This window comes from Shewanella donghaensis (assembly GCF_007567505.1).
Classification (GTDB): Bacteria; Pseudomonadota; Gammaproteobacteria; order Enterobacterales; family Shewanellaceae; genus Shewanella; species Shewanella donghaensis.
On record NZ_CP041783.1, the window covers coordinates 3,658,722 to 3,681,147 of the forward strand.

At 42.0% G+C, this 22,426-nt stretch carries 15 protein-coding genes and 3 rRNA genes; 9 read left to right on the forward strand and 9 right to left on the reverse strand.

All coding sequences use genetic code 11. From position 1 onward, the window contains the following. The first annotated feature begins 126 nt into the window (after positions 1-126). The 4 genes from FPK91_RS21180 to rrf all read left to right on the forward strand — a co-directional run bounded on the left by FPK91_RS21180 (position 127) and on the right by rrf (position 5,994). The gene (locus tag FPK91_RS21180) at positions 127-255 is read left to right on the forward strand and encodes a hypothetical protein (protein ID WP_264371766.1); all 129 of its coding nucleotides are present in this window, start codon (positions 127-129) and stop codon (positions 253-255) included. A 625-nt stretch (positions 256-880) separates the two neighbouring features. Then, positions 881-2,423: ribosomal RNA gene (locus FPK91_RS15805) — 16S ribosomal RNA — on the forward strand. Between the two features lie 379 nt (positions 2,424-2,802). Further along, positions 2,803-5,696, forward strand: a 23S ribosomal RNA gene (locus FPK91_RS15810). Positions 5,697-5,878: 182 nt separating this feature from the next. Next, a 5S ribosomal RNA gene (gene rrf / locus FPK91_RS15815) occupies positions 5,879-5,994 on the forward strand. Together the 16S, 23S and 5S rRNA genes form the textbook arrangement of a ribosomal RNA operon. Positions 5,995-6,465: 471 nt before the next feature. Here the strand turns inward: rrf and mutT are convergent. The 9 genes from mutT to nadC form a co-directional block, all read right to left on the reverse strand. Continuing rightward, positions 6,466-6,858: an 8-oxo-dGTP diphosphatase MutT gene (gene mutT, locus FPK91_RS15820; RefSeq protein ID WP_144212238.1), complete on the reverse strand. Its 393-nt coding sequence runs from the start codon at positions 6,856-6,858 to the stop codon at positions 6,466-6,468. A gap of 26 nt (positions 6,859-6,884) precedes the next feature. Further along, entirely contained in the window at positions 6,885-7,094 is a 210-nt protein-coding gene (gene yacG, locus FPK91_RS15825) for a DNA gyrase inhibitor YacG (protein WP_144212240.1), read from the reverse strand. 40 nt (positions 7,095-7,134) lie between these two features. Beyond that, positions 7,135-7,872 (reverse strand): cell division protein ZapD, encoded by a 738-nt coding sequence (gene zapD / locus FPK91_RS15830; protein ID WP_144212242.1) that lies wholly within the window; start codon positions 7,870-7,872, stop codon positions 7,135-7,137. 5 nt (positions 7,873-7,877) lie between these two features. Beyond that, positions 7,878-8,483, reverse strand: a complete 606-nt coding sequence (coaE, locus tag FPK91_RS15835) for a dephospho-CoA kinase (RefSeq protein WP_144212244.1) — start codon at positions 8,481-8,483, stop codon at positions 7,878-7,880. A 44-nt stretch (positions 8,484-8,527) separates the two neighbouring features. Beyond that, on the reverse strand, positions 8,528-9,442 hold the full coding sequence (locus FPK91_RS15840) for a prepilin peptidase (protein ID WP_144212246.1): 915 nt from the start codon (positions 9,440-9,442) through the stop codon (positions 8,528-8,530). Between the two features lie 38 nt (positions 9,443-9,480). Further along, positions 9,481-10,743 (reverse strand): type II secretion system F family protein, encoded by a 1,263-nt coding sequence (locus FPK91_RS15845; RefSeq protein WP_144212248.1) that lies wholly within the window; start codon positions 10,741-10,743, stop codon positions 9,481-9,483. Positions 10,744-10,798: 55 nt separating this feature from the next. Further along, positions 10,799-12,511, reverse strand: coding sequence for a type IV-A pilus assembly ATPase PilB (gene pilB / locus FPK91_RS15850; RefSeq protein WP_144212250.1), 1,713 nt, complete (start codon positions 12,509-12,511; stop codon positions 10,799-10,801). 120 nt (positions 12,512-12,631) lie between these two features. Then, positions 12,632-13,051, reverse strand: a complete 420-nt coding sequence (locus FPK91_RS15855) for a prepilin-type N-terminal cleavage/methylation domain-containing protein (protein ID WP_144212252.1) — start codon at positions 13,049-13,051, stop codon at positions 12,632-12,634. An 892-nt stretch (positions 13,052-13,943) separates the two neighbouring features. Beyond that, positions 13,944-14,822 carry a carboxylating nicotinate-nucleotide diphosphorylase gene (gene nadC, locus FPK91_RS15860; protein ID WP_144212254.1) on the reverse strand — a complete coding sequence of 293 codons (879 nt, stop codon included), beginning with the start codon at positions 14,820-14,822 and terminating at the stop codon, positions 13,944-13,946. Positions 14,823-15,115: 293 nt separating this feature from the next. On the opposite strand from nadC, the gene ampD reads away from it, so the two are divergent. The 5 genes from ampD to aceF all read left to right on the forward strand — a co-directional run bounded on the left by ampD (position 15,116) and on the right by aceF (position 22,422). Next, a complete protein-coding gene (gene ampD / locus FPK91_RS15865) occupies positions 15,116-15,685 on the forward strand; it encodes a 1,6-anhydro-N-acetylmuramyl-L-alanine amidase AmpD (protein ID WP_144212256.1) in 570 nt (189 codons plus the stop codon). Positions 15,686-15,749: 64 nt separating this feature from the next. After that, on the forward strand, positions 15,750-16,601 hold the full coding sequence (gene ampE, locus FPK91_RS15870) for a beta-lactamase regulator AmpE (protein ID WP_144212258.1): 852 nt from the start codon (positions 15,750-15,752) through the stop codon (positions 16,599-16,601). A gap of 358 nt (positions 16,602-16,959) precedes the next feature. Then, on the forward strand, positions 16,960-17,712 hold the full coding sequence (gene pdhR / locus FPK91_RS15875) for a pyruvate dehydrogenase complex transcriptional repressor PdhR (RefSeq protein WP_144212260.1): 753 nt from the start codon (positions 16,960-16,962) through the stop codon (positions 17,710-17,712). Between the two features lie 76 nt (positions 17,713-17,788). Then, entirely contained in the window at positions 17,789-20,452 is a 2,664-nt protein-coding gene (aceE, locus tag FPK91_RS15880; RefSeq protein ID WP_144212262.1) for a pyruvate dehydrogenase (acetyl-transferring), homodimeric type, read from the forward strand. Positions 20,453-20,463: 11 nt separating this feature from the next. After that, positions 20,464-22,422: a dihydrolipoyllysine-residue acetyltransferase gene (gene aceF / locus FPK91_RS15885; protein ID WP_144212264.1), complete on the forward strand. Its 1,959-nt coding sequence runs from the start codon at positions 20,464-20,466 to the stop codon at positions 22,420-22,422. Positions 22,423-22,426 lie beyond the last annotated feature (4 nt).

Sequence of the window (22,426 nt, forward strand, 5' to 3'; positions counted from 1 at the left end):
TCAGTTAATTTGAAGCAGCACTGACCGACCCCAAATGATTAAGAACGTATTACAGCTAGAATAAATTTAGATATTTTCGGTTTTTTTTACCAATTCAACTAAAATTGAAAGCCGCGTCTGATAAATGTGTCGTTAGATCAGCGCTTTTTAACGCTGAAACAATTTATCAACCCGAAAAATGGGGATAGTTTTACCGCAGTCATCATTGTGCTGCTACGAGTGAATAGCAGAAATGGCGGTTACGATGGCCGTTAACTCTTTGTATCATTGACGTTGGGGAATAAAAGGTTGTTATAGCACTGCGGTAATTAACGGCTATTACCCCTTAAATTGTGGGTAACTGTGGGGGTAACAAGTGTGTATCCTGTACTTAAGCGTTTAATGCTAAAAAACTTCATTTTTATGCAAAAAAGCCCTTGCGCGAAATTCTGATTTGCCTATAATGCGCATCCACTGACACGGCGACAGGCCAATAGGCTCAACGTGTTAGCGTTAATTAAGACGGTTTTACATCATCATAATTAACGGGCAGAAAAGCATTTTAAATTAACGTTAAAAATGACTTGACGCCCACAACGGGAAGTGTAGAATACGCATCCCTAAGCCAACGACCTAGCGTCTAACGGCGGTATCTGAAAGATTGATACCAACGCTCTTTAACAATCAAACAAGAAATCTGTGTGGACACTCACAGGTGTTGAGTTAATCGAAATTGCTACTTAGGTAGCAATCAAAATTATTTACTCAATGTAACGATGAGTGTTCATAGCAATATGTAACAAACGTTTTAGAGATTCTTCCGAGTCTTTAAATCGAAATCAGAATTCATTGAGCCAAAGCGACGTTCTTATTTATAAGAATGGTTGCTTTAACAAAACTTTAATTGAAGAGTTTGATCATGGCTCAGATTGAACGCTGGCGGCAGGCCTAACACATGCAAGTCGAGCGGTAACACAAGGGAGCTTGCTCCTGAGGTGACGAGCGGCGGACGGGTGAGTAATGCCTAGGGATCTGCCCAGTCGAGGGGGATAACAGTTGGAAACGACTGCTAATACCGCATACGCCCTACGGGGGAAAGGAGGGGACCTTCGGGCCTTTCGCGATTGGATGAACCTAGGTGGGATTAGCTAGTTGGTGAGGTAATGGCTCACCAAGGCGACGATCCCTAGCTGTTCTGAGAGGATGATCAGCCACACTGGGACTGAGACACGGCCCAGACTCCTACGGGAGGCAGCAGTGGGGAATATTGCACAATGGGCGAAAGCCTGATGCAGCCATGCCGCGTGTGTGAAGAAGGCCTTAGGGTTGTAAAGCACTTTCAGTAGGGAGGAAAGGTTAACGGTTAATAACCGTTAGCTGTGACGTTACCTACAGAAGAAGGACCGGCTAACTTCGTGCCAGCAGCCGCGGTAATACGAGGGGTCCAAGCGTTAATCGGAATTACTGGGCGTAAAGCGTACGCAGGCGGTTCATTAAGCTAGATGTGAAATCCCCGGGCTCAACCTGGGAATTGCATTTAGAACTGGTGAACTAGAGTCTTGTAGAGGGGGGTAGAATTTCAGGTGTAGCGGTGAAATGCGTAGAGATCTGAAGGAATACCGGTGGCGAAGGCGGCCCCCTGGACAAAGACTGACGCTCATGTACGAAAGCGTGGGGAGCAAACAGGATTAGATACCCTGGTAGTCCACGCCGTAAACGATGTCTACTCGGAGTTTGGTGCCTTGAGCACTGGGCTCCCAAGCTAACGCATTAAGTAGACCGCCTGGGGAGTACGGCCGCAAGGTTAAAACTCAAATGAATTGACGGGGGCCCGCACAAGCGGTGGAGCATGTGGTTTAATTCGATGCAACGCGAAGAACCTTACCTACTCTTGACATCCACAGAACTTACCAGAGATGGTTTGGTGCCTTCGGGAACTGTGAGACAGGTGCTGCATGGCTGTCGTCAGCTCGTGTTGTGAAATGTTGGGTTAAGTCCCGCAACGAGCGCAACCCCTATCCTTATTTGCCAGCGCGTAATGGCGGGAACTCTAGGGAGACTGCCGGTGATAAACCGGAGGAAGGTGGGGACGACGTCAAGTCATCATGGCCCTTACGAGTAGGGCTACACACGTGCTACAATGGCGTATACAGAGGGTTGCAAAGCCGCAAGGTCTAGCTAATCTCACAAAGTACGTCGTAGTCCGGATCGGAGTCTGCAACTCGACTCCGTGAAGTCGGAATCGCTAGTAATCGTAGATCAGAATGCTACGGTGAATACGTTCCCGGGCCTTGTACACACCGCCCGTCACACCATGGGAGTGGGCTGCACCAGAAGTAGATAGTCTAACCTTCGGGAGGACGTTTACCACGGTGTGGTTCATGACTGGGGTGAAGTCGTAACAAGGTAGCCCTAGGGGAACCTGGGGCTGGATCACCTCCTTACCTATACGACTAACTTAATGTTTGTTGAGTGTTCACACAGATTGCTTGTTAACTTCTTCGGAAGTTGAGCGAAATGCGCCGCGAGCCGGTTAGCATTGTTCTTTAACAATTTGGAAAGCTGATAGTATTTAACATGATGATGTCTGTCGTTGTGTTATTTACAAAATCGTATTATTGGGAAATTAATCCTTTTTCAATAATACATTGAGTTCTCAAAACACTTTATTAAGTGTCTTGAATATTCTAAAAATCTAAGGCGAATTTGTGTACTCGAAAGAGATGCAAATTATGTAATAAACCAGCTAGTTACGATATAACTGTTAAGGCTACCCGCTTTAACAACACTTATTTTCATTTATGAAACTGATGTGGGTTGTATGGTTAAGTGACTAAGCGTATACGGTGGATGCCTTGGCAGTCAGAGGCGATGAAGGACGTAATAACTTGCGAAAAGCGTTGGCGAGCTAGTAATAAGCACTTGAGCTAACGATATCCGAATGGGGAAACCCGGCCACATAAGTGGTCATCATACAGTGAATACATAGCTGTATGAGGCGAACTCGGGGAACTGAAACATCTAAGTACCCGAAGGAAAAGAAATCAACCGAGATTCCCCTAGTAGCGGCGAGCGAACGGGGATTAGCCCTTAAGTCTATGGGGTGTTAGTGGAATGAGTTGGAAAGCTCAACGGTACAGGGTGATAGTCCCGTACATGAAAACTAACCATAGATGAAAACGAGTAAGGCGGGACACGTGACATCCTGTTTGAATATGGGGGGACCATCCTCCAAGGCTAAATACTCCTGACTGACCGATAGTGAACCAGTACCGTGAGGGAAAGGCGAAAAGAACCCCTGTGAGGGGAGTGAAATAGAACCTGAAACCGTGTACGTACAAGCAGTGGGAGCGGTTCTTGAGACCGTGACTGCGTACCTTTTGTATAATGGGTCAGCGACTTACGTTTTGTAGCGAGGTTAAGCGAATAGCGGAGCCGTAGGGAAACCGAGTGTTAACTGCGCGTTTAGTTGCAAGGCGTAGACCCGAAACCGAGTGATCTAGCCATGGGCAGGTTGAAGGTTGAGTAACATCAACTGGAGGACCGAACCGACTAATGTTGAAAAATTAGCGGATGACTTGTGGCTGGGGGTGAAAGGCCAATCAAACTCGGAGATATCTGGTTCTCCTCGAAAGCTATTTAGGTAGCGCCTCGAGCGAATACCACTGGGGGTAGAGCACTGTTAAGGCTAGGGGGTCATCCCGACTTACCAACCCTTTGCAAACTCCGAATACCAGTGAGTACTACTCGGGAGACAGACGGCGGGTGCTAACGTCCGTCGTCAAAAGGGAAACAACCCAGACCATCAGCTAAGGTCCCAAAGTTATTGCTAAGTGGGAAACGATGTGGGAAGGCTTAGACAGCTAGGATGTTGGCTTAGAAGCAGCCATCATTTAAAGAAAGCGTAATAGCTCACTAGTCGAGTCGGCCTGCGCGGAAGATTTAACGGGGCTAAGCAATACACCGAAGCTATGGGTTTGCTAGTTTACTAGCAAGCGGTAGAGGAGCGTTCTGTAAGCGGTTGAAGGTGAAGGGGTAACCCACACTGGACGTATCAGAAGTGCGAATGCTGACATGAGTAACGATAAAGGGAGTGAAAAACTCCCTCGCCGAAAGACCAAGGGTTCCTGTCCAACGTTAATCGGGGCAGGGTGAGTCGACCCCTAAGGCGAGGCCGAAAGGCGTAGTCGATGGGAAACAGGTCAATATTCCTGTACTTCTGCTAACTGCGATGGAGAGACGGAGAAGGCTAGGCTAGCGCGGCGTTGGTAGTCCGCGTTTAAGGTTGTAGGCTGTAAACTTAGGCAAATCCGGGTTTACTTAAGGCTGAGAACTGATGACGAGTCACTAAGGTGATGAAGTAGTTGATGCCATGCTTCCAGGAAAATCTTCTAAGCTTCAGGTTAGTAGGAATCGTACCCCAAACCGACACAGGTGGTCGGGTAGAGAATACCAAGGCGCTTGAGAGAACTCGGCTGAAGGAACTAGGCAAAATGGTACCGTAACTTCGGGAGAAGGTACGCTCCTGACGGTGATGAGACTTGCTCTCTAAGCTGTTGGGAGTCGCAGATACCAGGTGGCTGCAACTGTTTATCAAAAACACAGTACTGTGCAAAATCGCAAGATGACGTATACGGTATGACGCCTGCCCGGTGCTTGAAGGTTAATTGATTGGGTTATCTTCGGAGAAGCTCATGATCGAAGCCCAAGTAAACGGCGGCCGTAACTATAACGGTCCTAAGGTAGCGAAATTCCTTGTCGGGTAAGTTCCGACCTGCACGAATGGCGTAATGATGGCCACGCTGTCTCCAGCCGAGACTCAGTGAAGTTGAAATTGCGGTGAAGATGCCGTATACCCGCGGCTAGACGGAAAGACCCCGTGAACCTTTACTATAGCTTGGCACTGAACATTGAACCTACATGTGTAGGATAGGTGGGAGACTTTGAAACTTCGTCGCTAGATGGAGTGGAGTCAATCTTGAAATACCACCCTTGTAGTTTTGATGTTCTAACCGCGGCCCCTTATCGGGGTTCGGGACAGTGCCTGGTGGGTAGTTTGACTGGGGCGGTCTCCTCCCAAAGAGTAACGGAGGAGCACGAAGGTTGGCTAAGTACGGTCGGACATCGTACGGTTAGTGCAATGGCATAAGCCAGCTTAACTGCGAGACATACACGTCGAGCAGGTACGAAAGTAGGTCATAGTGATCCGGTGGTTCTGTATGGAAGGGCCATCGCTCAACGGATAAAAGGTACTCCGGGGATAACAGGCTGATACCGCCCAAGAGTTCATATCGACGGCGGTGTTTGGCACCTCGATGTCGGCTCATCACATCCTGGGGCTGAAGTCGGTCCCAAGGGTATGGCTGTTCGCCATTTAAAGTGGTACGCGAGCTGGGTTCAGAACGTCGTGAGACAGTTCGGTCCCTATCTGCCGTGGGCGTTGGATGATTGAAGGAAGCTGCTCCTAGTACGAGAGGACCGGAGTGGACGAACCGCTGGTGTTCGGGTTGTTATGCCAATAGCATTGCCCGGTAGCTACGTTCGGAATCGATAACCGCTGAAAGCATCTAAGCGGGAAGCGAGTCCTAAGATGAGTCATCCCTAGAGATTTAATCTCTCTAAAGAGCCGTTCGAGACTAGGACGTTGATAGGCAGGGTGTGTAAGCGTTGTGAGGCGTTGAGCTAACCTGTACTAATGACTCGTGAGGCTTAACCATACAACCCAGATGAGTTTTATCTGAGTGTGTTGTGGTAACTAGATTTATTACAGACTGAAAAGTCGAACTTAGATACGAATATAAAGCGCTTAATGAAGTGCGAACTCAAAAAAATCTCGAAAGAGTTATCAGATTTCCGAATTATTATTTACTGCGTTTGCGGTAAATGAAGCAAGAATTTGCTTGGTGACAATAGCATTGTGGTACCACCTGATCCCATCCCGAACTCAGCAGTGAAACGCAATAGCGCCGATGATAGTGTGGGGTCTCCCCATGTGAAAGTAGGTCATCGCCAAGCGTCTAATAAGTATTAAGCCCGCTACTATGTAGCGGGCTTTTTGCGTTTTACGGCTTTTAACGAATGAACAGGTGAAAGTAGGGTGCAATGTGTGTGTTGATAACGCAACGCTTTATACAGATATGGAACGCGGAGGATGTATCCGCAGCTGAACATCGCCAAGCGCCAAATTTATCTTAATAAGAGTACTTAATGAGAACAGGTAGTCCGTAACTGATGTAATTAGTTTTGTTTTGGTTGGTATTTAAAATAATATGGAGTACAAAAGACTTGTTTGTATGTGAAGGCTGTTGTATCAAATAGGTTTATTTAAGCATGTCATATAAATCCATATGTCTGTGCATTTTATAAATAATGATAGTGAGTAATAAAATAGAGACTTATATGATAGTTGACTGGAGTTGTATCTAAATTTGTTTAGCTAGAGTAGTAGAAGCACCTAGTAAGAAGGTGCTTTATAAGGGGTATGGTTTAGCTCTGATTTAATAATTTTTCTAGTATGGGAAGATTTGCTGCAGGGAATTCATACTGACAAAGGTCTGCTTTATCAACCCATCGTATTTGTTGGCCTTCTAATCCAATAGCTAAGCCAGAAAAGTCTGTCACTAAATGGATCTGTAGAAATACCTGTTTATCAGGGTAGTTATGTGAGATGTCCATAAACGAAATAGTTGAATTTACATTCAAGCCAACTTCTTCCTTAAGCTCTCTGATTAACGCTTCAGACACAGTTTCATCATTTTCGACCTTACCACCTGGAAACTCCCATTTATTCCCTTGGTGAAGGTGTGCATGCCTCATGGCCAGCAATATCTGTTGTTGTTTATTTATGATGACACCAACTGCTACATTTACTCTTTTCATAAAGATTCTTTTGTTTTGCTGAAAGATTAATGTTTAAAGAAGTCGCCTTCGTCAAAACCTTCGCTATCTAACATTTCATGATCGAATTCTGGTTTGACTGGTATTGTGTGTTTCTCACTAGCCCAATCTCCGAGATCAATCAATTTACATCTTTCACTACAGAAAGGTTTAAATTTAGATTCTTGGATCCATTCAACTTCACTTTGGCATATTGGACATTTAACTGAAATGGGCATAATTTTCTCACTTTATAAATTCGTTTGAATATTAATGAATTTAACTGCAAGTTGCTAGTTGGAATTTAACTAATTTTTCCGTGTGTTTTTGGTTGGTAAAATTGACAAAATGAATAGCATAACGATTTTTATGTCCGCTGATTGTAGGGTAGCAACCCTGTGAGTTTTGGATACGAACTCTAATAAGTGTAAGGGATTGAGGACTGTTTCCTTGATAAAAGCCTAGCGGGGCTTCCGATGTTCTAAATTCTGCAGTGCTTCTGGTTAAATCGAGGAGCGTTTTGATTGGATCTAATATTGCTTTGAATTGAGAAACCCATCCATTTAGGTCGTTTTGCCTTTCTGGCCATGATTTAGATAGCCAGAAATGTAATTGTGGTAAATCGAAATTACAGCAAGCTCCCGGCATGCCAAAACGTTGTTTTAGTGCTGCAATGAAGCGATCATTCTTTAAATGACAACCTATTCTTTCATTAGTTTGTAATGGTGCTTTAGCTGTATTTAGTTTGTCTATAATAGTTTGTATTTGGTGTTTATCTACATGAGGTAATGCATGCCATTTTTCTAACAGAACAAGTTGTTTTTCAATATCTTTTAATATATCTGTACGGTAATCGCAACGGTCTGTAAGTTCGGATAAGGAAAATAAAGGATAAAAGCAGTGATGCTGATGATCTATGTCAACATGTTGTTTTAGTTGGTCAGCTAGATACTCAAGGCGTAAATAGCTTCTTGTTTTTTCATTTAAAGGTTGTTCGTAAATCAGTTGATCATTCATTATTATTATCTTGTAGATGCTTTATCTAAAAATTTCTGATGTAACAACTGAACAGTTTTACGTACTTCTATGGGAGCCTGAGTATTGTCGATAATATCATCGGCTTTTTGAAGTCTTTCACTTCTTTCAATTTGACTCGTAATTATTTGTTCAACTTGTGTTGAACTCACACCATCTCGCTTTGCTGTTCTTGCTATTTGCTGGTTTGGCGGAATATCCACCACTAAAGTCGTATTGACTAAACTATCTAACCCATTCTCAAATAGCAAGGGTACAACCATAATTACATAAGTTGATTTAGCACTTTCTACAGCTTCTAACATCCTTGTTCTTATCAAAGGATGTAATAGACTATTTAGCCATCGCCTTTGTTGTGGATTATTAAACACTTTTTCACGGAGCTTTGAACGGTCTAACTCACCTGAATCAAGTAAAACATTGGAACCAAAATGCTCTTCGATTTTTGTTAAACCTACAGAGCCGAAAGAGACCACTTCTCTTGCTATAATATCTGCATCAACAAGTTCAATTCCCAACTCTGCGAACAAATTCGCTATTGTTGTTTTACCCGAGCCGATACCACCCGTTAGACCAACAATGTATTGACTCATATCTATCACTCTTAATTGTTACTGAGTAGAAGGAATGTAAATTGCTACAAAGTCCCTAAATACCAATTGATAATATCTTGTCCCCATATTAAAGCAATCCAACCTGCGAGCGCTATGTAGGGACCAAAAGGGATAGGGTTGCCTTTAGCAAGTCTTTTGAAAATGATTAAAGTTATACCTACAAAGGCTCCAACTAACGATGATAGTAAAATAATTAGTGGTAAGAATTGCCAGCCTAACCAGGCTCCAAAGACCGCTAGTAATTTGAAGTCACCATAACCCATGCCTTCTTTGCCTGTGACTAATTTGAATAACCAAAATACTGACCATAGGCTCAAATAACCTGCAGCAGCACCAATTAGTGAGTCTGTAGGGCTAGCAAATACACCATTTAGATTAATGATTAATCCTAACCATAGAATTGGCAAAGTTAGTTGATCAGGCAGGAGCATTTCATCTAAATCAATTCCCGTTAAGGCAACTAAGACAAAGGTTAATATTGAGCTGAACAAAAACTGCCAGGTAGGGCCGAAATGCCATGCTAATGTAGCAATCAAGGCTCCTGTAATGAATTCAATGATAGGGTAGCGCGGACTAATAGCTGTTTTGCAGCTAGCACATTTTCCTTTTAAGAGTAGCCAACCTAATACAGGGAGGTTATGCCAAGCTTTAATGTTGGTTTTACATTTCGGGCAAGCAGAATTGGGTACGACTAGATTGTATTTTTCAGGGTAGTGATCAATAGGTTTATTTAAACGTTTTTCACCCACTTCTTTGACAATATCTGGGTGATATTCACTTAAGTAAAAATTGCATTCACTTTGCCATTCACGTTTCATCATTACTGGAAAACGATGAATCACCACATTTAAAAAACTGCCAATGGTGGCAGCAAAGATAAAACTGATTAGCATAAAGAGCCAAGGGTATTGGCTCATAGTAGATATAAATTCTGTCATTTTATTCTTATTTTATATAATTAATTCTAGAGTACGCATTAACCTACTACTTTACCCATTTGGAAAATAGGCAAATACATAGCGACAATCAGTCCTCCGACAACGGTGCCAATGACAACCATCATTATCGGTTCTATTAAGCTTGATAATCCATCTACAGCATCATCAACCTGCATTTCATAAATGTTAGCGACTTTATTAAGCATGTCATCTAATCCTCCAGACTCTTCCCCAATCATCACCATTTGAACTAGCATGTCAGGAAATAATCCGGTGGTGCGCATGGCTACATTCATTTGCATTCCCGCCATGACTTCTTGCCTAACCTTTAACAATGCTTTTTTGTAAACTGCATTTCCTGATGCTCCAGCGGCAGATTCTAACCCGTCAATTAATGGCACTCCTGCAGAAAAGGTTGTTGCTAGAGTTCGAGCAAATCTTGCCATCGAACCCTTGTGTAAAATTGGCCCTATAGCTGGAATCTTTAATATAAGAGCATCTACTGCGTCTCTTACCGCTTGAGAGTTTCTGTGGGCTCTTACAAAAGTAAATACCATTGCAAACAGAATCGCTGCAATAATATACCAGGACGATTGAAGTGCACGTGAAATTTCCAATACAAATTGTGTAAATGCAGGTAATTCAGCGCCAAAACCAGCAAATATTTCTTCAAACTGCGGCACAACGAATAGTAGTAATAAAACGGTAACTGCGATCGCAACAATAACTACAGCAGCAGGATAAAACATGGCTTTTTTAATTTTCGATTTCAGAGCTTCTGATTTTTCACGATATGTCGCAATTCGGTCAAATACAGCATCTAAAGAGCCTGAATGCTCGCCCGCTGCTACGAGATCAACGTAAAGGTCATCAAAATATAATCTGTGAGGACGTAAAGCGTCAGATAAAGGAATACCAGATTGGACTTCCGTTAAAATATTACCCAATAACTCACGTACTTTGGCCTTTTCGTGGCCACGACCTAATAACTGTATCGTTGTTACCAGCGGGACACCAGCGGAAAGCATTGTCGCTATTTGACGAGTTATCATTGCAATGTCCATTGCAGTAATTCTTTTCTCAGATTTAAATAACGATGCTGATTTTTTTCTCACCCCTTTAGGCGTCACGCCTTGTGATTTTAATATACCGCGAATTTCTGCTATTGTGCTGCCACGTAATTCTCCCGAAGTACGTTGCCCGTCTCGATTGACTCCCTTCCACTCGAAAGTAAACACTTTTGGTTGGTGTTTTATATCTTTCTTGGGTTTTGATTTACTTCTTCGGGTTGCAGTTGCCATCAAGAAAATCCTTTTTGTTATAATTAGACAATTTTCATATCCATTGCTACTAAAATCAATTGAAACTGGTGACTCGGTTGACCTCGACAATACTGGTAATGCCTTTAGTGACTTTTAGTAAGCCTGAAAGTCTTAAATCTCGCATGCCGTTGTCTTTAGCTTGTTGAGCTATTTGCAGTGAGTTGCCACCTTCCATAATAGTACGGGCTATTTCGTCAGTCATTTTCATTACTTCGTAAATACCCACTCGACCTTTGTAGCCGCCAGAACAATGTTCACAGCCGATAGGCTTATAGACGGTAAAGTCTGAATCAATCATTTCTTGAGTAAAACCTAAGCGCGTTAATTCTGCCTGGGGAACATCTTCGGGTTGTTTACATTCAGGGCACAATCTTCGGGCTAGACGCTGAGCAATAATCAAGTTTACAGAGCTGGCAATATTATAGCCCGGAACACCCATATTAATTAAGCGAGTAAGGGTTTCTGCTGCAGAATTGGTATGTAAGGTTGATAGAACCAAGTGACCCGTTTGTGCCGCTTTAATCGCGATTTCAGCAGTTTCTAAATCTCGAATTTCACCTACCATCACCACATCGGGATCTTGACGTAAAAATGATCTTAATGCTGAAGGAAAGGTTAAGCCTGCTTTTAAATTAATGTGAACCTGGTTAACCCCCTCTAAATTGATTTCTACCGGATCTTCTGCGGTGGAGATATTACGTTCTTCGGTGTTAAGAATATTAAGTCCAGTATAAAGCGATACGGTTTTACCTGAACCTGTGGGACCTGTAACTAAAATCATGCCTTGAGGCTTAGCGAGCATTTGCTCATAAAGTTCACGTTGATCATCTTCGTAGCCTAATTTCTCAATGCCTAGCTGGGCAGAAGATGAATCGAGGATACGCATTACGATTTTTTCGCCCCAAATAGTAGGCAGCGAACTGACACGAAAATCGATTGATTTAGTCCGTGAAAGCTTCATTTTTATGCGGCCATCCTGGGGAACGCGACGCTCTGCAATATCCAGTTTTGACATTACCTTTAAGCGGGCTGATATTCTGCTGGACAGGTTTACCGGCGGCTCGGACACTTCATGTAATATACCGTCAATTCTGAAGCGAATACGGTAACGCTTTTCGTAGGGCTCAAAATGTAAATCTGAAGCACCTTTACGGATGGCATCGGTAAGAATTTTATTAATATAGATAACTATGGGAGCATCATCACTGCTTTCGGCTTCAGGCTCTTCATTGCGTTTATCATTATCAGAAAGTTCGATGCCAGCAAGCGCTTCTTCGTCTATACCATCTAAACCGAGGCCGGATATGTCATCTTCCAGAAGTTTTTCTATAGCAATCTGAAGTTTATCATCTTCAACGATAATGGCTTCAGCATGCAAACCAAGACTAAATTGAAAGTCTTCGAGAGCGGCAATATTGGTGGGGTCGGAAGTAGCAATAAATAAACGATTACTGCGTTTAAATAGAGGAAGGCAGCGATGGTTCAACATCAGTTTTTTATTGAGTATGTCTTCAGGGATATTGGCTAGATCGAACTCTGAAATATCTAGTAGTGGCGCACCATACTCTTCATAACAAAGCTCTGCAATTTCTCTGGCAGACAAAAGCTTATCTTTAATTATGGAGCTAACAAGCGATTGTTTGGTTTTACGGGATTGGGAAATTGCGGCTGCTACTTGTTGCTCAGATAGTAAATTTTTACGGATGAATAACGTCGATAGTCCTAAATTTAATCCCGATGAAGACATACTTTTTTGCTCTGCTAACATAATGATATGGTTTGATTATGGCACAATATGATAAAGCTTCCAAAGACAAAAAAAAGCAGCGTAAAGCTGCTTTTTGAACATCTAATTAACTGATATTTATTAGAGGCCTGCACCGTCAGCACATTGAGCTGCAGTTGCACCTGTTGCAGAAGCAACTAAGGTTGCAGCATAAGTTACTGTACCTGTATTAGTAATTGTAGCTGTTACAACACATGTACCATCAGAGAATGCAACACCTCCACCTGTCCCTTCAGCTAGCGTTGCTGTTGAAGTTAGTCCGGCTGTAGCGGTAACTTCCGCATTAATTGTGTCACAAGAAATGCCTGATTGAACACAAGTAACAGCCTTAGTTGTAAATGAAGCAACGCCTTTCATTGCTGCACCACCGTGAGCTGCCCCGACGTAGTCTCGGTAAGCTGGTAATGCGATTGCTGCAAGAATACCGATGATCGCTACTACGATCATTAATTCAATAAGAGTAAAACCCTTAGCGTTTTTGATTTGGTTAATGCTTTTCATTTTTTATCTCTCTTTTGTGTTGCTTCGGGTTTGTTCTAATCCTTGAAATTCATAACCGTTAAAGGCCCTTAATTGTTATGAACGGTGTCCTAGTCACCACAACCTGTCTGCATTAATAAACTAGTGATTTTAATATCTAATATACGTGTATTCATTTTCTTAAGAACTTATTTAGTCAATTGAATGATTAGATAAGTTATTCAGAATTAAACTACATCGTTACAAAATAATAGTAGGGTTTGATGAGTCGCTACTATCTTCTATATCGGCGTTAAACAAAATAAGTGTAGCATTATTTGTTAACAAAGTGTTTCGCTTTTGCTTTTTTGATAAAAATATCCATTCAAATGAACGTATGTCGCTTGTGTAACACTTTGAAAAGACATTTGTTAAAAAGCTGTTCTTTACACAGCCCTAACAGTAGCTAACGTTATTATAAAGTTGCTATAAATGGAATACCTTATGTCTATAAATCAAAAAAAAATCAAATATTCATCTTTATCAAATACTTTTTTGGTTTTTTTGTAACAGTATTTTGACTTTAACATCGGTTACAAATCTTAATTGACTTTAAATTTGAATAGTCAATTTAATGACAACTTGATTACGGAGGAAATACTAGAAATATGTACTATAGGATTATGATTTAAATAATGGTAAGACCAGTGGATCGTTGATTTGGTAAATTATCACTTTAATAGTGTGGGAATAATAAATGAATCATTTCAGATTTTTATGCATTTACTTTTATGCAATACTCATTGAGCTTATATTAGAGTAAGGTTGGTTGAATACATGCTACAAAGTACTGTGAGCGAATTAACTACTGTTTGAATCAGAAAAACACCAGCTGTATCTCAAGCTGGCTTCTATTTCTACAAGCGACTCTAGATTAACCTTTAAACCTTAAAGACAGATCCAGTGCTTTAACATGTTTGGTTAAGGCGCCAACTGATATGTAATCTACGCCTGTTTTAGCGAAATCAGCAATGGTATCGATGGTGACATTGCCGGAAACTTCAAGTTTAGCTCCGCTGCCTTGCTCTTTATAATGAGAGTTAAGGCTTACGGCTTCTACCATCATGGTGACATCAAAATTATCTAGCATGATAATGTCGCAACTGGCATCTAATGCCTGTGTGAGCTCTTTGATTGATTCGACTTCTACTTCTACTGGTTTATCTGCGGCAATTTGTCTTGCTGTATTGACTGCCAGCTGAATATTACCGCAAGCCATGATGTGGTTCTCTTTAATCAAGAAAGCATCAAATAAACCAATTCGGTGGTTTTTACCACCTCCGCAAGTGACCGCATATTTTTGCGCCGTACGTAAACCTGGAATGGTTTTGCGCGTATCGAGTAGTTTGGTATGAGTACCAGCTAACTTATCGACATATATCTTGGTCAAACTAGCGACGCCAGATAATGTTTGAATGAAATTCATCGCCGTACGTTCACCCGTTAAAATAGCTCTTGCGGGTCCAGATAATTCACATAGCACTTGGTTTGGCACTAATAAATCACCATCATCCACATGCCAATGTATCGCGACTTCGCCACCGAGTTGGTTAAATACTTGTTCTGCCCAAGCCTTACCGCAAAAAACACCTTCTTCACGGGTGATTAATACCGCTTCGGCGTGTCGATCTTGAGGGATGAGTTGCGCTGTAATATCTGCTTTGAGCATATCTTGTGCAGTATGAGAGGGTGTATATCCTAAGTCTTCATCAAGTGCAGTTTTAACAGCATGACGGATGTCATTTTCTATCATGTTAATATCCTTAAACTTACAGCTAAGTTAAGCAGTCTAAGTCGAGCACTAAATTAAGAGCTAAATTAAGTGCTAAATAAAGTGCTAGATAAAATAGAGTCGATTCTGAGCCTATTTTTGTTTAGCAAAATTGTGCTAACTCAATGTATAAAATAAATGAAACAATCTGCCTAGCACTTTAACACGGATGTTATTTTAAAATATAGCGATCAGAGTGATACAGTATTAGTGCCAATCAGCTTGGCTGATTAGAGAGTATTTTTATCAAGTCGTTAACTAGACTGATTATCATTATGGGTAAACAAAATTCGATTATGCTAAAAAAGTTGACGTTGGGATGGCATCAAGCAGCCAGAAAATGCCTATCACCGCATTTTAATGTAAGGCCTAATAATGAGGTGAGTGCGCTAGTTATTCATAATATTAGCCTGCCAGCGGGTTGTTATGGCTTGCCTCACATTGATGGTTTATTTCAGGGTTGCTTAGATGTGGATTCTGATCCCAGTTTTGCTGACATTGCAGGGCTTGAGGTTTCAGCGCATTTCCTTATTCGCCGTGACGGTGAGTTAGTGCAGTATGTCAGTTGCGATGACAGAGCTTGGCATGCTGGTGTATCAAGTCTGAATGGGCGAGAAGGCTGTAATGATTTTAGTATCGGGATTGAGATGGAAGGGACCGATATTGATCCCTATACAGATGCTCAATATCAAGTTTTAACAGAATTAACCTTGGTGTTGCTTGAGCAATATCCTATGCTTAATCAATCAAGTATCGTCGGTCATTGCGATATTGCACCTGGGCGAAAAACCGATCCAGGTGATAGTTTTGACTGGCAAAGGTATTTATCGTCTTTAGAAAGTTAGTTAACATGTTAATGTAACTTGAATATCTAAAAAGCCTCTATCTAAAATCGTTTGTAGGAGTCTCATGGCACTATTTTCTTTGTTGATTGCAATTATGGTTGAACGTTTAAAGTTGTTGCCTGCGAATTGGCAATTTGATTTTATTCTGTCTAAATATCAGCAATTATTTTGGAAAGATAAGGCATTAGATTCTGCCGGATGGGTAGCGTTTGTTGTGCTGCTACCTGCTGTGACGTTATTTTTAGTGTTATTGCTATTAGATGGTTTTTTCTACGACCTCATCACTCTCGCTATTTGGATGTTAGTGTCGATTCTTTGTTTTAGCCATCAGACGCTGAGATCGTCATTTAAAAAATATATGCTGGCAGCCTGTCGTGGTGATGTGCAAGCTTGTTATCACTATGCTGAAAAACTCGATTGCAGTGAATGTTTAGATGCCGTAGATGAAAAAGACCTTGGGCAGCAAATTGGTAAAACGGTTGCTTGGGTCAATTATCGTTATTATGGCGCAGTGGCACTATATTTAATCTTTTTTGGTCCAGTTGGTGCTGTTCTTTATTGTTCGATTCGTTTTTATGAGCAATACAATCAGCAGCAAAATTTAGATATGCCATTTATTACTAAGTTATTATTTCTTTTTGATTGGCTACCAAGCCGGGTATTTAGTTTTGGTTATGTATTGAGTGGTCATTTCGCTGCAGGTATTTCACAGTGGCGTAAACAGGTTTTTAATCCTAAAAATAGCGCTAAAAATGTGGTCACGTTTACTGCGTTAGCGGCTGAGTCTATTCCTGAGTCAACCTCTGCCCCTATCTGCGTACAACCTACTTTAGCCTTATTAGCCTTAAGTAAGCGCAACTTTATATTATTGCTTACGGTTTTATCAGTGCTGACTATCTTTGGGTTAGTGAGTTAACATTTTTTGGACTCTCTTTTATAATTAACTGCAGAGTCTATTTGTTGAATGTCTTTATAATTCAAAAACTGTTTTTATAAATGCAATCATTAACATCTCACTTTTATGACTAAAATCAATTCAGAAATTTAATGAATTGCGCAATCTGTTGTTAGCACTGTTTAATACAGGGTAATGGTCAGACCCCTTCAACGTTTTTTTTCGCTATGCTCTTTCATCAAACTTAGCTTTGATGTTTTAAACCTTCAGTTAACATACACTCAACGCTGGTCTAACTAGACATCATTTGTTTGATTTGATAAAGTGCGCTATCTCATATAAATTGGTAAGACCAATTGACAACGGAGCTGAGGGCCAAATGGCTTATAGCAAAATAACCCAGCCAAAAATTTCAGATGTGATCATGGAGCAATTAGAGCGCATGATCCTTGAAGGTAGTTTACAACCTGGCCAGAAGTTACCGCCAGAACGTGAACTGGCTTTGCAGTTTGAAGTGTCACGCCCTTCATTACGCGAAGCTATTCAAAAGTTAGAAGCCAAAGGGCTACTAATGCGCCGTCAAGGTGGTGGAACCTACGTAAAAGAACAACTGTGGCAGAGCCTTGCTGATCCTATTGTGGAATTAATGCATAACGATTCGGAAAGTCAGTATGACTTACTGGAATTTCGTCATGCCACTGAAGGCATGATGGCATATTTTGCTGCACTTCGTGGTAATGATGCTGATATGCAAAGCATTAAACGTTCAATTAACGAAGTTGAAGCAGCAGCCAATGTAGAGGCACAAGCGGATGCCATTGTGCGTTTTTACCGTGCCGTGGCAGAAGCGTCACATAACGTGGCTATGTTACACCTAGTACTCAGTTTAACCCCTGTGCTGCATAAAAATGTGGCACAAAATTTAGAGCTTCTAAGCCGCCGCGAAGAAGCCTCTACCATGGCGAATGAACATCGGCGAGCACTGCTTGCTGCCATTATTCGTCGTGATCCTGATGCGGCACGTGAAGCCTCGAATGAACATCTAAGTTATATCGAGGAAGTCATGTTGTCAGTGAGGGAAGAAGACAGCCGGTTGCAGCGTAGCTTGCGCCGTTTAAAGAGCGGTGTTTGATACCAATTTATAATCAAAGACATTATAAATTTACCGAAACACATTAATTATCAGTATCTAGAGAAAGGACAGCGACATGTCTGAAGATCTTCTACAAGACTTAGATCCATTAGAAACTCAAGAGTGGGTAGATTCATTACAAGCCGTTTTAGAGCAAGAAGGCCCTGAACGTGCACATTTTCTACTTGAGCAATTGATTGATAAAGCGCGCCGTAATGGTACTCATCTACCATACAAAGCGACAACAGCTTATCTAAACACGATTCCTTCTGGCCATGAGCCACATATGCCTGGCGATCAGGAAATGGAACGTCGTATTCGTGCTATCGTTCGTTGGAATGCACTTGCAATGGTATTACGTGGTTCTAAGAAAGACTTAGAATTAGGTGGTCACATTTCAAGTTTCGCTTCTAGTGCGACGATTTATGATGTGTGTTTTAACCACTTCTTCCGTGCACCAAACGAAAAAGATGGCGGCGATTTAGTTTATTATCAAGGTCATATTGCACCGGGTATTTATTCTCGCTCTTTCCTTGAAGGTCGTATTACTGAAGACCAAATGAATAATTTCCGTCAAGAAGTTGATGGGAAAGGTTTATCTTCATACCCGCATCCAAAGCTAATGCCTGATTACTGGCAGTTCCCGACGGTTTCTATGGGCCTTGGTCCTATCCAAGCTATTTATCAAGCGCGTTTCCTTAAGTACCTGACTGACCGTGGTATTAAAGATTGCTCTGAGCAAACAGTTTACTGTTTCTTAGGTGATGGTGAGTGTGATGAGCCTGAAACATTAGGTGCTATCGGTCTTGCTGCCCGTGAAGAATTAGATAACTTATGCTTTATTGTTAACTGTAACTTACAGCGTCTTGATGGCCCTGTTCGTGGTAACGGTAAAATTATCCAAGAGCTTGAAGGTGAATTCCGCGGCGCTGGATGGGAAGCAGTTAAAGTGATTTGGGGTCGCTACTGGGATCCATTACTTGCACGTGATACTAGCGGCAAGTTATTACAGTTAATGGAAGAAACCGTAGATGGTGAGTACCAAAACTGTAAAGCTAAAGGCGGCGCTTATACCCGTAAACATTTCTTTGGCAAATATCCTGAGACGGCTGAAATGGTTGCTAACATGTCAGATGATGACATTTGGCGTTTAAACCGTGGTGGCCATGATCCTGTTAAGATTTATGCTGCGCTGCAACATGCTAAAAATACTAAAGGTCGTCCAACTGTAATCCTTGCTAAAACCGTGAAAGGTTACGGTATGGGTGATGCGGGTGAAGGTAAAAACATCGCGCATAACGTGAAGAAAATGGGTGTTGAATCACTTAAGTACTTCCGCGATCGTTTCAATATCCCTATTAGCGATGATCAGTTAGAAGATATTCCTTTCTATCATCCTGGTGCTGATTCTGAAGAAGTTAAATACTTAAAAGCACGTCGTGCTGCACTTCATGGTGCTATGCCGAAACGTCTTGCTAAGTTTTCTAAAGAAATCGAAGTACCGTCATTGAAGATTTTTGACTCGGTGCTTAAAGGATCGAATGGTCGTGAAATCTCAAGCACAATGTCTTTTGTTCGTATCTTAACGGCTTTGCTTAAAGATAAGAAAATAGGCAAACAAATCGTACCGATTATTCCTGATGAAGCGCGTACATTTGGTATGGAAGGTTTATTCCGCCAAGTGGGCATTTACGCTCATGAAGGCCAAAAGTACGAGCCACAAGATTCTGATCAAGTTGCTTACTACCGTGAAGATAAAACCGGTCAAGTATTGCAAGAAGGCATTAATGAGTTAGGTGCAATGTCATCTTGGGTTGCTGCGGCAACAAGTTACTCAGTTAATGACACCCCAATGATCCCATTCTACATCTACTACTCAATGTTCGGTTTCCAACGTATTGGCGACATGGCTTGGGCTGCAGGTGATATGCGTGCCCGTGGCTTCATGGTCGGTGGTACTTCTGGTCGTACAACGCTAAATGGTGAAGGTCTACAACATCAAGATGGTCATAGCCATGTATTAGCTAACACGATTCCAAACTGTATTTCTTATGACCCGACTTATGGTTATGAAATCGCGGTAGTTGTACAAGATGGTATTCGTCGTATGTATGGCGAGCAAGAAGATGTTTTCTACTACTTGACTACCATGAACGAAAACTATGAGCAGCTTGCAATGCCTGAAGGTGCTGAAGAAGGTATCGTTAAGGGTATTTATAAGCTTGAAACTCTTAAAGGTTCAGGTAAAGGCTCAGTACAGTTAATGGGTAGCGGCACGATTTTAGAGCAAGTTCGTAAAGCGGCAGTTGCATTATCTAAAGACTTCGGTATTACTGCTGACGTATTCAGTGTGACTAGTTTCAATGAACTTACACGTGATGGTCAGGCTGCAGAGCGTTACAACATGCTGCACCCTACTGAAACACCTAAAGTGCCGTATATTTCAGAAGTATTATCAAGTGATGCGCCAGCTATTGTGGCGACAGATTACATGAAGATTTATGGTGAGCAATTACGTGCTTACATTCCAACGGATTACAAAGTGCTAGGTACTGATGGTTTTGGCCGCAGTGATAGCCGTGAAAACTTACGTCATCACTTTGAAGTCGATGCTAAGTTCATTGTCATCGCGTCATTAAAAGCCCTTGTTGACCGTAACGAATTACCTGTAGAAGTGCTAACGAAAGCTATCACTGATTATGGTATCGACGTTGATAAGATCAATCCACAGTTCGCATAGAGAGAAACAAAATGGCTGAATTAAAAGAAGTTTTGGTTCCTAACATTGATGCTGATGCTGTGCAGGTTATTGAAATCTGTGCTGAGATTGGTGAAGTTCTTGAAAAAGAAGCATCAATCATCACAGTTGAAACTGATAAAGCGACTATGGATATTCCAGCACCTTTTGCTGGGAAATTGGTTGAACTTAAAGTGGCTGTGGGTGATAGCGTTTCTGAAGGCTCGCTAATCGCGGTACTTTCTGTTGAAGCGGCTGGTGAAACGCCTGCTCCTGTAGTAGAAGTTGCGGCTCCTGTTCAAGCTGCTCCGGCTCAAACAGCGGCTCCAGTTGCTGAAACACCAGCAGTTGCTGGTGGCACTCAAATTATTGAAGTGCATGTGCCTGATATTGGCGATGCTGATAACGTTGATATTATCGAAGTGTTAGTGAGTGTGGGTGAAACCATTGAAGCGGACACTGGGCTTATCACCTTAGAAACTGATAAAGCGACCATGGAAGTACCAGCACCAACTGCAGGTGTAGTTAAAGAACTTAAAGTGAACGTTGGTGACAAGGTTTCACAAGGCTCTTTAGTGCTGATGCTTGAAGTCGGCGCTAGTGCGCCTGTTGCTGAAACGGTATCAGCGCCTGCAGCAAGCTCTGCTCCAGCAACATCGGTTGTTGAAGTTAAAGAAGTTGCTGTGCCAGATATTGGTGATGCTGCCGATGTAGATGTTATTGAAGTGCTAGTTGCTGTTGGCGACATGCTTGAAGTTGATACAGGTTTAATTACCTTAGAAACCGATAAAGCCACCATGGAAGTACCTGCACCATTTGCCGGTAAGCTAGTGAGCTTAACGATTAATGTTGGCGATAAAGTGTCTCAAGGTAGCATTATTGCTACGGTTGAAACGCAATCGGTTGTTGCATCAGAAGCGGCTTCAGCAGCTGCGCCTGTACAAGCAGCTCCTGCAGCATCAACGCCAGCACCTGTAGCCGTTGCTCCAGCAAGTAAGCCGCCTGTTCCGCATCATCCAAGTGCTGGCAGCCAACCTAAAACGGGTGCTGTACATGCATCACCTGCTGTTCGCCGCTTAGCGCGCGAATTTGGTGCTGATTTAACACAGGTTAAAGGTACAGGTCGTAAAGGACGTATTCTTAAAGAAGATGTTCAAGCATTCATTAAATATGAACTTAGCCGACCTAAAGCAACAGCTGCTACAGCGGTTGCTGGTGGCGCGGGTGGCTTGAACGTTATTGCCGCACCTAAAGTTGATTTCAGTAAGTTTGGTGAAGTGGAAGAAATTCCATTAAGCCGTATCCAGAAAATCTCTGGACCTAACTTGCATCGTAACTGGGTCACTATTCCACATGTTACCCAATTTGATGAAGCTGATATCACTGAATTAGAAGCATTCCGTAAAGAACAAAATACAGTTGCAGCTAAGAAGAAAGCGGATTACAAAATAACCCCGTTAGTATTCATGATGAAAGCCGTGGCGAAAACACTGGCTGAATTCCCTGTATTTAATTCAAGTTTAAGTCCTGATGGTGAGTCATTAATCCAGAAGAAATACTTCCATATTGGTGTTGCAGTTGATACGCCAAACGGATTGATGGTGCCAGTGGTACGTGATGTCGATAAGAAAGGCATTGTTGAGCTTTCTCGTGAGTTAACGGATATTTCAATTCGTGCTCGTGATGGCAAGCTGAAGTCAGCAGACATGCAAGGTAGCTGTTTTACTATCTCTAGTTTAGGTGGCATTGGTGGTACAGCATTTACCCCAATCGTTAACTATCCTGATGTGGCTATTCTTGGGGTGTCAAAATCAGAAATGAAGCCGAAGTGGAATGGCACTGATTTTGAACCTAAGTTGATGTTGCCACTGTCTCTTTCATACGATCACCGTGTGATTGATGGGGCAATGGCTGCCAGATTTAGCGTGACGTTATCAAGCATTCTTAGCGATATCCGTACGCTAATTTTGTAAACAA